We start from the raw sequence: 12672 nt of genomic DNA on the forward strand, positions 1-12672 counted from the left end.
CGCCCGGATTCCTTGAATCGGGCGTCTTACTCCTTGAACAACGTCATTCCGTGCTGCACCGACTGGCCGCCGTCGATGGGCAGGATGGCGCCGGTGACATAGCTTCCGGCACGGCTGCACAAATAAAGCGTTGCGCCGGCAATGTCATCCGCCACGCCGATGCGGCCGAGCGGAACATGGTTACCAACATGTTTCGCCTGCTCCTCGGTCGCGGTGGCGAAGGCCGTCATACGGCTCTGGAAAGGACCGGGGGCAAAGGCGTTGACGGTGATGCGGCGGGCGGCGAACTCGATCGCCAGCGTGCGCGTCAGATGATGCACGGCGGCCTTGGAGGCGGCGTAGGAATAGGCGTCGTCGGCAAGCGGCTGGGTGCCCATCACTGAGCCGAGATTGATCACGCGGGCCGGATCCTCGTCGCTTGCTGCCGCGTCAAGCAGCGGCAAAAGCTCCCGCGTCAGGTGGAAGACGGCGGTGACGTTGACGCCGAACACCTTGGCCCAGGCGTGGTAGGGGAACTCCTGCAGCGGCGCGCCCCAGGAAATGCCGGCATTGTTGACCAGGATATGCAGGCGCTCCGTGCGCGCCTTCACCTCGGTGACAAGAGCGGCGATGCCAGCTTCGCTGGACACGTCGCCGGCAAAGCCCTCGGCTTGGCCGGAGCCGCCGAGCGCGTTCAATTCGTTGGCGACTTTGGCGCAATCCTCACCCTTGCGCGAGGCGATCATCACATGAGCGCCGGCGCGGACCAGGCCGGTCGCCACCATGCGGCCAATGCCGGTCGCCGCGCCCGTCACCAGCGCAGTCTTGCCGGCGACCGAGAACAGCTTGTCCAGATAGCTCATTGCATTCCTCCGCACCCTCGATCAAACCGGCGAGGGACTCGCGTTGACAAGGCTAGCCGAAGTACGGTCATCCTTGCCACGGGTAAAGATTTATCTGCGAAAGGGACCGGAAGCGATGGCGGACATGAATCTCGGCATGACCGAGCGGCTGAAGCCGATCCACCGGCGTGTGGCGGCTATGGTTCGCGACGAGATCGCGCCACTCGGGGAGGAGTTTCTCGCCGAAATCGGCAAGGAGGGCGACCGCTGGGCCTACACCGCCAGGCAAACCGAGATCCTCGAAGGCTTGAAGAAGACGGCGCGGGAGCGCGGGTTGTGGAACTTCTGGCTGACCGATTCCAAACGGGGCTACGGTCTTTCCACCGTCGAATATGCCTATCTGGCGGAGGAGATGGGCAAGGCGCATCTCGGCGCCGAGACCTTCAACTGCTCGGCGCCCGACACCGGCAACATGGAGGTGCTGGAGCGCTACGGCTCGGAGGCGCACAAGCGCGACTGGCTGGAGCCGCTGCTGGAGGGCCGGATACGCTCGGCCTATCTGATGACCGAGCCGGACGTTGCCTCCTCGGACGCGACCAACATCTCGATGCGCTGCGAGCGACAGGGCGGCGATTATGTGCTGAACGGCGAGAAATGGTGGGCGTCCGGCGCCGGCGATCCGCGCTGCGCCATCTATATCGTCATGGTCAGGACCGGATCGGACGAGGAGCCGCAGCATCGCCGGCATTCGATGTTCCTGGTGCCTTCCGACAGCAAGGGCGTCACCAAATTGCGGCCGATGCAGGTCTATGGCGACGATGACGCCCCGCACGGCCATATGCATCTGAGATTCGAGAATGTGCGAGTGCCGGCGACGAACCTCATCCTCGGCGAGGGCAGGGGCTTCGAGATCGCGCAGGGGCGGCTCGGGCCGGGCCGCATCCATCATTGCATGCGCGCCATCGGCCAGGCCGAGATGGCGCTGGAGATGCTGTGCCAGCGCTCGGTTCGGCGCGAGGCCTTCGGCAAGTCGCTGGCCAAGCTCGGCGCCAATTTCGACATCATCGCCGAATGCCGCATGGAGATTGAGATGGCGCGGCTCTTGTGCCTGAAGGCGGCGTGGATGATCGACCAGGGAGACGCGCGCGCGGCCGCCCCCTGGATCAGCCAGATCAAGGTGGTGGCGCCCCGCGTCGCGCTGAAGGTCACCGACGAGGCGGTGCAGATGTTCGGCGCGCAAGGCATCAGCCAGGACACGCCGCTCGCCCGCTCGTGGACGCATTTGCGGACGCTGCGGCTGGCCGACGGGCCGGACGCCGTGCACCGGCGCCAGGTGGCGCGCACGGAACTGAAGAAATACACGCAGGAAAAGGTCTGACAGCCATGACGCTTCCATCGCAAATGCGAGGTCTGCTGCTTGTCGGCGACGGTTACACCAGAACGCCTTCGGCGGCCGCGCTGGAAGCGATGGAGCCTTACCTTGAGCCCGGCAGCATAGCCGTGCCGGAGCCGGGGCCGACACAGGCGCTGATCAAGGTCAGCCTCGCCTCGATCAACCCCTCCGACATCGCCTTCATCAGGGGCCAGTACGGCCAGCCGCGGGTCAAGGGCCGCCCGGCAGGTTTCGAGGGCGTCGGCATGGTCGTCGCCACCGGCGACGACCCGTACGCAAAAAGCCTGTCGGGCAAGCGGGTCGCCTTCGCCATCGGCGTGTCGAACTGGGGGGCATGGGCGGACTATGCGGTTGCCGAGGCCGCATCCTGCATCCCGCTCATCGACACGGTGCGCGACGAGGATGGCGCCGCGATGATCGTCAATCCGCTGACCGCCTTGGCCATGTTCGACATCGTCAGGGAGGAAGGCGAAAAGGCCTTCGTCATGACGGCCGGCGCCAGCCAGCTCTGCAAGCTGATCATCGGGCTGGCGAAGGAGGCGGGTTTCCGGCCGATCGTGACGGTGCGCCGTGACGAGCAGATCCCGCTTCTGGAGGAGCTCGGCGCCGCCCACGTCCTCAATGAGAAGGCGGCGGATTTCGAGGCCGTGCTGCGCGAAACCATGAAGGCAGAGCAGCCGCGCATCCTCCTCGATGCGGTCACTGGCCCGCTCGCTTCGACTATTTTCAACGCCATGCCGAAGCGGGCACGCTGGATCGTCTATGGCCGGCTCGACGCGGAGCCGACGGTTATCCGCGAGCCGGGGCAACTGATCTTCCAGCACAAACGCGTCGAGGGTTTCTGGCTGGCCGAATGGATGCGCCAGTTCCGCGACAGGCTGGGTCCGGCGGTGCTGGAGGCGCAGAAGCGCTTTTCCAACGGACGCTGGTCCACCGACGTCACGGCGGTGGTGCCGCTGGACGAGGCGATGGCTCGGCTGCCGGCCGAGCTCGCCAAGCCCAACGGAAAGGTGTTCATCAGGCCCTGAACAGCCTGGCGCCGATTTGAACACAAAGCTGTGATCGGCAAGAGAGTGGCGGAAAAACGCCGCTGTCTCGCCTTCCGTTGCTCCGCGTCGGTAACAGGCACCCTCGGATGTTCTATTTCATTTCGATGTGATATCTGGCCGGCGCTTGAGGCCAAACGGCGATGGGAAAGCCGTTCTGGTCGGAATGCGGGGTGCGCTATGAGGGTGACCAAGCCGGTTTTCGACCGTTTGGGGTTTTGGCTTTGGGTCGGGTCGTTTCTGATTGTGCTTGGCCTGGCGCTATGGTCGCCCAATCCGCGTTCGGTGGTCCATATCTACAGACACGGCAGTGAATCTTTTCTCGCAGGAGAACCGCTGTATCAGGTCGAAGTCGCCATGGGGTACCTATATGCTCCCGCCTTCGCCGTCCTCTATGTTCCGCTGCTGAAGCTCGGGCCGTATCTGGGCAATGTTTTGTGGCACATGCTGGGCTTCGGGGTGCTTACCTTTGCCGCGATGCGCCAGGTCCGCAAGGTGGGCGGCGAGGAGCAGACATGGCTCCTGTCTTTCGGTCTCTTCCTCGCCCTGCCGGTTTCGTTGGCAGCGCTTCGCAATGGCCAGGCGACGATCCTGCTTACCGGGGCGTGCTGGTTTCTGACGCTGTCGGCACTCGAGGGGCGCCGCGCCGAATGCTTCTTCTGGGCCATGCTTGCGATCATCGCCAAGCCGACCGCGATCATCATGCTGCTTCTGGCGGGAGCGCTGCGTCCCAGGCTGATACCGGCGCTGGTGCTGGCGGTCCTCGTCGTTCTCGTCATCCCCTATGGCTTTGCGCCGACCGACTATATCAACGCGCAATATCACGATTTCTTCCGGCTGCTGACTTCGATGGCGGTCGACCCGACCGGGCCATTCGTCCCGGCCGACTTCACGGCGCCTTTCACGCGGTTTGGGATGCCGATCCCTGAATCCGTGGCGACAATCGTGCGCGTCGTCGCCGGTTTGCTCACACTTTGGCTGGTGCTCCAGTTCGATCGCAGGCTGGACTCCAACCTCAGCGGACTCGCCATCTTCCTCGCCGCGGCATTCTACATGTGCGTCTTCAATCCGCGGGTCGAGCAGAACACCTATGCCATGGTGGCAGTGCCAGCCGGTCTCTCCATCGCATTGCTTTGGCGGGAGAAGAGAGCCGGTGCCATACGCTGGTTCCTGGCAACGCTCCTCTTCGTCACGGGGCTGACCAGTGTCGATCTGCGACTGCACGATTTTTTCCATCTGTGGTTCCGACCGCTCAGCGTCAGCATAATTGCCTGCGTGCTCATCGGCTGGCTCTGGACGCAAGACAGACAGAAGGCGCCAGCCGCGGGAGCCGTCGCGCATGGCTGAGAGGCTCGACGTCATCGCGCCGTTCTTCAATGAGGCCGAATCCGCGATTGCCTTCGTCGGGCTGCTCGACAGACTCGAGGCAGCCGTGGCGGAGCGCTTCGGCATGACGGTGCGCAAGATCCTCGTCGATGACGGCAGCCATGACGGCAGCGCCGAAACATTCGCGGCGGCGCTGTCCGGTTCCTGGGAGATCGTGCGGCTCAGCCGCAATTTCGGCAAGGAAGCCGCGGTGCTCGCCGGGCTCGACCATTCCCGCGGCGACCTGGTCCTCATCATGGACTCCGACCTCCAGCATTCCATGGATATCAGCCTGAAGATGATCGGCGAGCTGGTCAACAACCCGGAGATCGATGTCGTTTACGCGCAGAACGACCGGCGGGAGGGCAGTTGGCGGCGCAGCCAGCTGGCGCGGCTTTTCTACAAGCTGATCAACAGCAGCCAGCGCTTCGATATCCCCGAAAATGCCGGGGACTTCCGCGTCATGCGCGGCGCCGTGGCGCGCGCCCTGACCAGCGTGCGCGACAAGCGTCGTTTCAACAAGGGCCTGTTCGCCTGGGCGGGCTTTCGCCAGAAGGCGGTGCTTTATTCGCCGGAAAGCCGCGCCAGCGGCACGTCGAAATGGAGCCGGTTCAACCTGATCGCGTTCTCGCTCGAAGGGTTCACCTCGTTTTCCGTGATCCCGCTGCGCATCATCAGCCTCATCGGATTGCTGGCGGCATTTGCCGGTCTCGCCTATGGCGTGAAAGTGCTCTTCGAGGTGCTGTTCTACGGCATCGCCGTGCCCGGCTATCCAAGCATCATGGTCGCCGTCGTGTTGCTGGGCGGCCTCAACCTGGCGCTGCTCGGCCTGATCGGCGAATATGTCTGGGTCACGCTCAGCGAAAGCAAGGACCGGCCCGTCTACATCGTGCGCGACGTGCTGCATGGCAATGCCGCCGAGCAGGTTGCTCCCGACAGATGACCCGGCCGATCCGCCTGATCGCCGACGATTACGGCCTGGCGCCGGGGGTATCGGGCGCGATCCTCGACCTCATCGAGCGCGGCCGGCTGACCGGAACCGGATGCATGACCGGTTTTCCCGAATGGGAAGAGGCGGCGGCGCGCATCCGGCCGTTCCGCCGTCGGGCCGCCGTCGGGCTGCATCTGACCCTCACCGATCAGGTCGCCGCGACCGGACCGTCCAGCCTGGCGCCGGCCGGTAAATTGCCCGGGCTCGCTTCCCTTGCGCTACCGGTGCGGCGCGGGCGTATCGACGAGCGGGACGTTCATGCCGAGCTCGACGCCCAGTACGACCGTTTCGTCGAAACGCTGGCCGGCCCCCCCGACTATATTGACGGGCACCAGCATGTGCATTTTCTTCCCGTGGTGCGGAATTGGCTGCTCGCGCGGTTTGGGGCAAGCGCGCACAAGCCGGCGCTGCGAGGGGCGCCGGGACTTCCGGGCATGGACGCTGCGGCGGCGAAGATCGCGGCGGTCGCCGCTCTCGCCGCAGGGTTCAACGGATCGATGCGCCGGGCCGGCTTTAGCGTCTTGACGCCGCTTTCCGGGATTTATGACTGGCGGCAGCCGGAGAAGTTCGCTTCAACGCTGCGCGCCGCGATCAAGACCTTGCCCGAACAAGGGGTGTTCATGTGCCATCCGGGCCATGTCGATGACATTTTGCGGGCGCGAGACCCGATGCAGGCCGCGCGCGAGGTTGAGTACACGGTTCTTTCCTCGCAGGATTTCGGCGACATCCTCGACAAGGCCGGAGCCCGCGTCATGGATGGCGGCGCATGAGTAATGCCGGCCAGCCGCAGCGCTCGACCGGCAACAAGATCGTCCGCTTCGCTCTTGTCGGACTGGTCAACACCGGCATCGACCTCACCGCATTCTACCTGCTGCTCAAGCTCGCGGCGCCGGCTCTGGCCGCCAATGTCGGCGCCTGGTTCGTCGCGGTGCTGTTCTCCTTCGTTGCGAACCGCTTCTGGTCGTTCGAGCGGGACCCGGACATCCGGCTGCACCATTCCTTCCTGCGCTTCGTCTCGCTGGGCGCGTTGATCTCGCTGGGCGTTTCCAGTCTCTCGATCGCGGCGCTGGCAGGAGCCATCGGCGTGTGGCCGGCCAAGATCATCGGCGTCGCGGTGGCGGCCGTGCTGAATTTCTTGGCCGCGCGCTGGTCAATCGAGGGGCGGTTGTTGAGGTGAGTCCAGGGATGCCACTGCCCGGCCGGCTGGATGTCAGGACTATGTCTTTATCCCGAAACCGGTTCCCACTTTCGGGAGACATGCCTTAGCGCAAGCTCTCGAGATCGCGGATGCGCTTGGCGCCGGCGGCTTCCAATTGCCTCGTCACAGCGCCGATCAGGGTTTCGGCGACCACGAACAGAGCGGCGGACGAATCCCAGGCCGAAGGCACGGCGGTGCGTCCGGCGATCACATGGCGGGCGAAGCGGGCGATCGGCGACAGCCATTGGTCGGTAAAGAGGATGATCTGCACGCCGCGGTGATGCGCCTTCTCGGCGAAGCGGACGAGGCTTTCCTGGTAGCGGCGGATGTCGAAGATCACCAGAACGTCGCGCTTGCCCATGTCGATCAGCCGGTCGCGCCAGATGCTCTCCTGGCCGGCGAGGTGGTAGACATCCGGCTGGATGATGGCGAGATGGGCGGCCATGTAGCGCGCCAGCGGATCGGTGAAGCGGCCGCCGATGAGGAAGGTCTTGCCGCGCCGCTCGGCAAGCCGCGCCGCGATGTCGGCCAGCTGTTTGTCGGTGAGGTGGCGGAAGGTCTCGCGCAAATTGTCGAGCGTCGCCTCCAGCATCGGCGAGACGGCGCCGCCGGCCGAGCCCGGATTGAGCGTGCGCGAAGCGGGCGACTGCAATTGCGCGGCCAGCTCATCCTGCAACGCCGACTGGAATTCGGGGTAGTTCTGGAAACCCAGCCTGGCGACGAAACGCAGGATCGTCGGCGAGGACACGCCGGCCGCGGCCGAGAATTCGGCGACGGTCTTCAGCCCGGTCAAAGGATAGTTGGCAATCAGCGTCTGGGCAGCGCGGCGCTCGCCGGCCGGCATCGCGCCGATGCGGTCGGAGATCAGTTCGGCAATGCTGGAAATCATGGTTTTCCCCCACCCGTTGACCCGCCGCCGCCGTTTTCCCGAATTCGCGTTTGACAAAGCCGGTCAAACTGTATGAAATCATTCACCGGGACGCAATGAGGCAAAATACGTAACATAAGATACAGCGCTCCCGAGGGGACGGCAGTATGGAGAAAGCACGGCCCGCCAGCCTTGCACCGTCGGAGACCGTAAGGGTGACCAACCCTGGCGGCTCGAGCCCCTTCGTTTTCACCTGCGACCACGCCTCGAACTTTCTGCCCGCCGAATTCGGCACGCTGGGGCTGCCCCTTGAAGACCTTTCCCGTCACATCGCCTGGGATCCCGGCGCGCTGCCCGTCGCCAGCCGCATGGCCGAGGCGCTCGACGCCACTTTGGTCGAGACCCGTGTGTCGCGCCTCGTCATCGACTGCAACCGGCCGCTCGACGCGCCCGACCTCGTGCCACCGGTCAGCGAGACGACAGTCATTCCGGGAAATTCCGGCCTGTCCGATAAGCGGCGCGCCGCGCGCGTCGACCTTGCCTGGCGCCCGTTTCATGACGCCATCTCCGGGATCGTCGACCGGCGGCTGGCGCGTGGACAGGAGACGCGGCTGGTCTCGGTGCACTCCTTCACGCCGGTCTACAAGGGCAAGAGCCGGCCCTGGCATATCGGCATCATCCATGATGACGACCGCAGGTTGGCGGCGCCGCTGATATCGGCGCTGCAGCGGCTCTCCGGCGTCACCGTCGGCGTCAACGAACCCTATTCGCCGGCCGACCGCGTGTATTTCACGCTGGAGCGGCATGCGCGCTCGCGCGGCCTTGCCTGCGCGATGATCGAAATCCGCAACGACGAAATCGCCGGCGAGACCGGGCAGCGGAAATGGGCGGATCTGCTCACGGGCATATTCTCGAATCTGGAGCCCGAGGAGGCCAGGGGCTCCCGACAACGCGCAATGGGAAAGTCAGTACAGTCGGCCAGCTAAGAACCAACAGGGGACCAAAATGTCAGCGCATGACTATACGGAGCACGACAAGCACGAGGACTTAAAGGTCCTCCACGGAATGGGCTATGCCCAGGAATTGTCGCGAAGCATGAGCCGCTTCTCGAACTTCGCGATCTCTTTCTCGATCATCTGCATCCTTTCAGGCGGCATCAACTCCTTTGCCCAGGCGATATCCTCGATCGGCGGCGCCGGCGCGGGCATAGGCTGGATCGTCGGCTGCGCCGTTTCCGGGTTCTTCGCCCTCGCCATGGCGCAGATCGCCTCGGCGTTCCCGACAGCCGGCGGCCTCTATCACTGGGCATCGATCCTCGGCAACCGGTTCACCGGCTGGCTCACCGCCTGGCTCAACCTGCTCGGCCTGATCACCGTGCTGGGCGCCATCAACATCGGCACCGCCTTCTTCTTCGTCGGAACGTTCGGTAGCTGGTTCGGGCTGACCGGCACGGCGGGCGAGGTCGTCGGATTTGTCGCCGTCATCACGGTGATCCAGGCGCTCTGCAACCACTTCGGCATCAAGCTGACCGCCATGCTGACCGATGCTTCCGGCTTCCTGATCCTTGGCGCAACGGCGGTGCTGATCGTCGCCTGCCTGGTGTTTGCCCCGGCAATCGACGTCACCAGGCTATGGACGTTCACCAACTATTCGGGCGACGCAGGCGGCGGGGTTTTCCCGCAGTCGGATTCCATGACCTATCTGTTCCTGCTCTGCCTGCTGCTGCCGGTCTATACCATCACGGGATACGACGCGTCGGCGCATACGTCGGAAGAAACGCTGAAGGCAGCGCACTCCGTGCCGAGGGCAATCATTTCGTCGGTGCTTTGGTCGTCGCTTATCGGTTGGGTGATGGTCTGCGCGATCACGCTGGCGATCCCGGACCTGGCTGCCGGCGCCAAGCAGGGCTGGAGCGTCTTCTTCTCGACCATGGACGCGATCCTGCCGGTGTGGCTCAAGGAACTGCTCTATCTCGCCATCCTGATCTCGCAGTTCCTCTGCGGCCTCGCCACGGTGACCTCGGCCTCGCGCATGCTGTTCGCCTTCTCGCGTGACGGCGGCATGCCGGTCGGGTCGGCCGGACTGGCGAAGGTCAGCCCAACCTGGCGCACGCCGGTGAACGCGATCTGGACCGCGGCGATCCTTGAGATCATCTATGTCTTCCTCGCCCAGTTCATCTCGATCGGCGGCACGAATATCTACACCATCGTCGTCAATTCGACGCTGGTCTTCCTGTTCCTGTCGTTCACCATTCCGATCGTGCTCGGCATGCTCGCCTTCGGGACGGCGAAATGGCCAAAACCCGGCCCGTGGAACCTCGGCGGCGGCCTGTTCAAGCTGTTTTGCATCCTGTCGGTCGTCGGCATGGCGATCATCTTCTACATCGCGGTTCAACCGCCAAACGACAAGGTGCTCTACATCACCATCGGCTTCATCATCTTGACCGCCGTGCTCTGGCTCGGCTTCGAGAACCGCCGCTTCCAGGGTCCGCCGATCGGTGAGCAGATCGCGGCGCGCCAGGCGGCAATCAAGGCGGCCGAACAGGCGGTCGGCGAGACCGGCAACTGACCTTCGCTCATGACCATGGCCGGCGCAATGCCGGCCATGGTCTCGTTTTTTCCCTTTCAAATCGACAGCACTGGAGCGCCAAAGGAATGGCCGGGAATTTCTCGTTCGATCAGTTGAAGAAGGCGGTCTCGAACGGCGAGATCGACACGGTGCTGGCCTGCATCGTCGATATGCAGGGCCGGCTCTCGGGAAAACGCTTCCTGGCCCAGTATTTCGTCGATTCCGCGCATGGCGAGACGCATGGCTGCAACTATCTGCTCGCCTGCGACATCGATATGGAGCCGGTGCCGGGCTACAAGGCGGCGAGCTGGTCGAAGGGCTATGGCGACTTCGTCATGAAGCACGACCTGTCGACGCTCCGGCGCATTCCGTGGCTGGAGAAGACGGCGCTGGTCATCTGCGACGTGCTCGACCATCACACGCATGAGGATCTTGGGCACTCACCCCGCGCGATCCTGAAGAAGCAGGTCAAGCGCCTGCAGGAGCGCGGCTATATCGGCTATTTCGCCTCCGAGCTCGAATTCTACCTGTTCAGCGAGACCTACGAGTCCGCCCGCAAGAAGCATTGGCAGGGGCTCGACAGCGCCTCGCCCTATATCGGCGACTACCAGATCGGCATCACCACCAAGGAAGAAGGCGTCATGCGCCGGCTTCGCAACGAGATGGAGGCGGCCGGCATTCCGATCGAGAATTCCAAGGGCGAGTGGGGCCCCGGTCAGGAAGAGATCAATGTGCGCTACGCCGAAGCGCTCGATATGGCCGACCGCCACGTCATCCTGAAGAACGGTGCCAAGGAGATCGCCGATTCCGAAGGCAAGGCCATCTCCTTCATGGCCAAGTACAATTACGGGCTCGCCGGCAATTCCAGCCACATCCACAATTCGCTGTGGAGCGCCGACGGCAAGACGCCGCTGTTCTTCGACAAAAAGGCCGAATGGACGCTGTCGAGCCTCGGCCAGCAATGGGCGGCCGGTCAGCTCAAATACGCCAAGGAGTTCACCTGGTTCCTGGCGCCCTACATCAACTCCTACAAGCGCTTCCAGGCTGGCACCTTCGCGCCGACCAAGATCATGTGGAGCGAGGACAACCGCACCGCCGGCTTCCGGCTCTGCGGCGAGGGCACGAAAGGCATCCGCATGGAGTGCCGCATCGGCGGCGCCGATTTGAACCCTTATCTCGCCTTCGCGGCGCTGATCGCGTCCGGCCTCGCCGGCATTGACGAGAAGCTGGAACTGCAGAAGCCGTTCGTCGGCGACGCCTACCAGGCTTCGCGGCTGCCGGAGATCCCGAAGACGCTGCGCGACGCCACCGAGACGCTGGCCAAGTCGAAGATGCTGAAGCAGGCCTTCGGCGAGGAGGTGATCGAGCACTATGTGCACACCGCCCGCTGGGAGCAGTTCGAATACGACCGCCGCATTACGGATTGGGAACTGCATCGGGGCTTCGAGCGATATTAAAGCTGTAATAGACGTTTGACTGAACTTAACTGAAGCTGTAATTTGGCGGAAGTTAGGTTTCAGGAGCGTGAAAATGGGAAAGTATTCGCCTTTGCGTTCGTATCTCATGGCTCAAGCCGGTGAGCGGGTATCAATGTCGTTCAGCGATATTGAGAAGGTGCTGGGTGAAAAGCTGCCGGCGTCCAAGCAGTATCCCGCTTGGTGGAGCAACAATCCCAGCAACAATCCGATGACAAAGGAATGGCTGGCCGCGGGCTTCCTGACGGAGTCGGTCAATATCGCCGGCGAAAATCTGGTATTTCGACGTTCTTCGCAAGGGACTGCAGGTGGGCAGGCCGGGGAAGGAGGTTCGGGGCGCCGGCCAGGCTTCATGGAGGACAAGGCGGTATTCAAGAATGCACCGGACATGAGCGGTAAGAGCCAAGATTATATCGTTCCGCCTCGGGGCGCCGACCCGCTGTTTGGATGCATGGCCGGGACGCTCACGCTTCTTCCGGAGGTCGACTACACCGCCCCCGCGGATCCGGACTGGGGCAAAGTGTATGAGGACTGATGGAATATTGTTGGACACGTGCTTCATGCTGTGGCTGTCGACCGAGCAGCCGGTCGCGAGCACGGCGATCGATAAGGTGACCAGTGTGCGAAAAAACGGTGGCGTGATCGCCGTTTCCGTGATGTCGGCCTGGGAAATCGGAATGCTCGTCTCCAAGGGCCGGCTTCCGTTCATCAAGTCGCCGCTCGCCTGGTTCGATGGGTTCGTGAAAGCCGGCGCAACGAGTGTCGAGGGGGTGGATAGCGAACTCCTCGTCGAGTCGTCGTTCCTACCCGGCGCCGTTCACAACGATCCGACGGACCGGATCATCATAGCCACGGCGCGATCGAGGAACCTGGAAATCATCACCCGCGATCGCGCCATCCTCGCCTACGGCGCGGCCGGCTTCGTCAAAACAGTAGCTTGTTGATCT

13 protein-coding genes are annotated in these 12672 nt (G+C 63.6%); 11 read left to right on the forward strand and 2 right to left on the reverse strand.

Annotated elements, in window-relative coordinates:
• Positions 1 to 26: 26 nt before the first annotated feature.
• Positions 27 to 842, reverse strand: a complete 816-nt coding sequence (locus E5X34_RS03465) for an SDR family oxidoreductase (RefSeq protein WP_292561059.1) — start codon at positions 840 to 842, stop codon at positions 27 to 29.
• A gap of 115 nt (positions 843 to 957) precedes the next feature.
• On the opposite strand from E5X34_RS03465, the gene E5X34_RS03470 reads away from it, so the two are divergent.
• Genes E5X34_RS03470 through E5X34_RS03495 form a run of 6 tightly spaced genes read left to right on the forward strand, consistent with a single transcriptional unit; the run spans position 958 to position 6793 of the window.
• The gene (locus tag E5X34_RS03470) at positions 958 to 2199 is read left to right on the forward strand and encodes an acyl-CoA dehydrogenase family protein (protein WP_292561062.1); all 1242 of its coding nucleotides are present in this window, start codon (positions 958 to 960) and stop codon (positions 2197 to 2199) included.
• A 5-nt stretch (positions 2200 to 2204) separates the two neighbouring features.
• Positions 2205 to 3242, forward strand: coding sequence for a zinc-binding dehydrogenase (locus E5X34_RS03475; RefSeq protein ID WP_292561065.1), 1038 nt, complete (start codon positions 2205 to 2207; stop codon positions 3240 to 3242).
• A gap of 30 nt (positions 3243 to 3272) precedes the next feature.
• Positions 3273 to 4607 (forward strand): glycosyltransferase family 87 protein, encoded by a 1335-nt coding sequence (locus E5X34_RS03480; protein ID WP_292561068.1) that lies wholly within the window; start codon positions 3273 to 3275, stop codon positions 4605 to 4607.
• Positions 4600 to 5568, forward strand: a complete 969-nt coding sequence (locus E5X34_RS03485) for a glycosyltransferase family 2 protein (protein WP_292561071.1) — start codon at positions 4600 to 4602, stop codon at positions 5566 to 5568. Before E5X34_RS03480 ends, E5X34_RS03485 begins: the two co-directional genes overlap by 8 nt.
• Positions 5565 to 6386, forward strand: a complete 822-nt coding sequence (locus E5X34_RS03490; protein WP_292561074.1) for a ChbG/HpnK family deacetylase — start codon at positions 5565 to 5567, stop codon at positions 6384 to 6386. The genes E5X34_RS03485 and E5X34_RS03490 overlap by 4 nt, the downstream gene beginning before the upstream one ends.
• Entirely contained in the window at positions 6383 to 6793 is a 411-nt protein-coding gene (locus tag E5X34_RS03495) for a GtrA family protein (RefSeq protein ID WP_292561077.1), read from the forward strand. The genes E5X34_RS03490 and E5X34_RS03495 overlap by 4 nt, the downstream gene beginning before the upstream one ends.
• An 85-nt stretch (positions 6794 to 6878) precedes the next feature.
• On the opposite strand, the gene E5X34_RS03500 is transcribed toward E5X34_RS03495, so the two are convergent.
• Positions 6879 to 7703, reverse strand: a complete 825-nt coding sequence (locus E5X34_RS03500; protein ID WP_126059523.1) for a MurR/RpiR family transcriptional regulator — start codon at positions 7701 to 7703, stop codon at positions 6879 to 6881.
• 146 nt (positions 7704 to 7849) lie between these two features.
• On the opposite strand from E5X34_RS03500, the gene E5X34_RS03505 reads away from it, so the two are divergent.
• From E5X34_RS03505 to E5X34_RS03525, 5 genes are all read left to right on the forward strand, one after another.
• Entirely contained in the window at positions 7850 to 8668 is an 819-nt protein-coding gene (locus E5X34_RS03505; RefSeq protein WP_292561080.1) for an N-formylglutamate amidohydrolase, read from the forward strand.
• A gap of 19 nt (positions 8669 to 8687) precedes the next feature.
• Positions 8688 to 10250 carry an amino acid permease gene (locus E5X34_RS03510; protein ID WP_292561083.1) on the forward strand — a complete coding sequence of 521 codons (1563 nt, stop codon included), beginning with the start codon at positions 8688 to 8690 and terminating at the stop codon, positions 10248 to 10250.
• Positions 10251 to 10336: 86 nt separating this feature from the next.
• Positions 10337 to 11707 carry a glutamine synthetase family protein gene (locus E5X34_RS03515; protein WP_292561086.1) on the forward strand — a complete coding sequence of 457 codons (1371 nt, stop codon included), beginning with the start codon at positions 10337 to 10339 and terminating at the stop codon, positions 11705 to 11707.
• Between the two features lie 73 nt (positions 11708 to 11780).
• The gene (locus E5X34_RS03520) at positions 11781 to 12260 is read left to right on the forward strand and encodes a hypothetical protein (protein ID WP_292561089.1); all 480 of its coding nucleotides are present in this window, start codon (positions 11781 to 11783) and stop codon (positions 12258 to 12260) included.
• Complete coding sequence (locus E5X34_RS03525; RefSeq protein WP_292561093.1) at positions 12250 to 12669, forward strand: type II toxin-antitoxin system VapC family toxin; 420 nt, start codon at positions 12250 to 12252, stop codon at positions 12667 to 12669. The genes E5X34_RS03520 and E5X34_RS03525 overlap by 11 nt, the downstream gene beginning before the upstream one ends.
• Positions 12670 to 12672: the final 3 nt, after the last annotated feature.

The sequence above is a fragment of the Mesorhizobium sp. genome (genome assembly GCF_004963255.1).
Lineage (GTDB): Bacteria > Pseudomonadota > Alphaproteobacteria > Rhizobiales > Rhizobiaceae > Mesorhizobium.

Bases quoted from the DNA above. Each gene is read 5' to 3' on its own strand.
- E5X34_RS03465 (WP_292561059.1), bottom strand. From the start codon at position 842: ATGAGCTATCTGGACAAGCTGTTCTCGGTCGCCGGCAAGACTGCGCTG.
- E5X34_RS03470 (WP_292561062.1), top strand. From the start codon at position 958: ATGGCGGACATGAATCTCGGCATGACCGAGCGGCTGAAGCCGATCCAC.
- E5X34_RS03475 (WP_292561065.1), top strand. From the start codon at position 2,205: ATGACGCTTCCATCGCAAATGCGAGGTCTGCTGCTTGTCGGCGACGGT.
- E5X34_RS03485 (WP_292561071.1), top strand. From the start codon at position 4,600: ATGGCTGAGAGGCTCGACGTCATCGCGCCGTTCTTCAATGAGGCCGAA.
- E5X34_RS03490 (WP_292561074.1), top strand. From the start codon at position 5,565: ATGACCCGGCCGATCCGCCTGATCGCCGACGATTACGGCCTGGCGCCG.
- E5X34_RS03495 (WP_292561077.1), top strand. From the start codon at position 6,383: ATGAGTAATGCCGGCCAGCCGCAGCGCTCGACCGGCAACAAGATCGTC.
- E5X34_RS03500 (WP_126059523.1), bottom strand. From the start codon at position 7,703: ATGATTTCCAGCATTGCCGAACTGATCTCCGACCGCATCGGCGCGATG.
- E5X34_RS03505 (WP_292561080.1), top strand. From the start codon at position 7,850: ATGGAGAAAGCACGGCCCGCCAGCCTTGCACCGTCGGAGACCGTAAGG.
- E5X34_RS03510 (WP_292561083.1), top strand. From the start codon at position 8,688: ATGTCAGCGCATGACTATACGGAGCACGACAAGCACGAGGACTTAAAG.
- E5X34_RS03515 (WP_292561086.1), top strand. From the start codon at position 10,337: ATGGCCGGGAATTTCTCGTTCGATCAGTTGAAGAAGGCGGTCTCGAAC.
- E5X34_RS03520 (WP_292561089.1), top strand. From the start codon at position 11,781: ATGGGAAAGTATTCGCCTTTGCGTTCGTATCTCATGGCTCAAGCCGGT.
- E5X34_RS03525 (WP_292561093.1), top strand. From the start codon at position 12,250: ATGAGGACTGATGGAATATTGTTGGACACGTGCTTCATGCTGTGGCTG.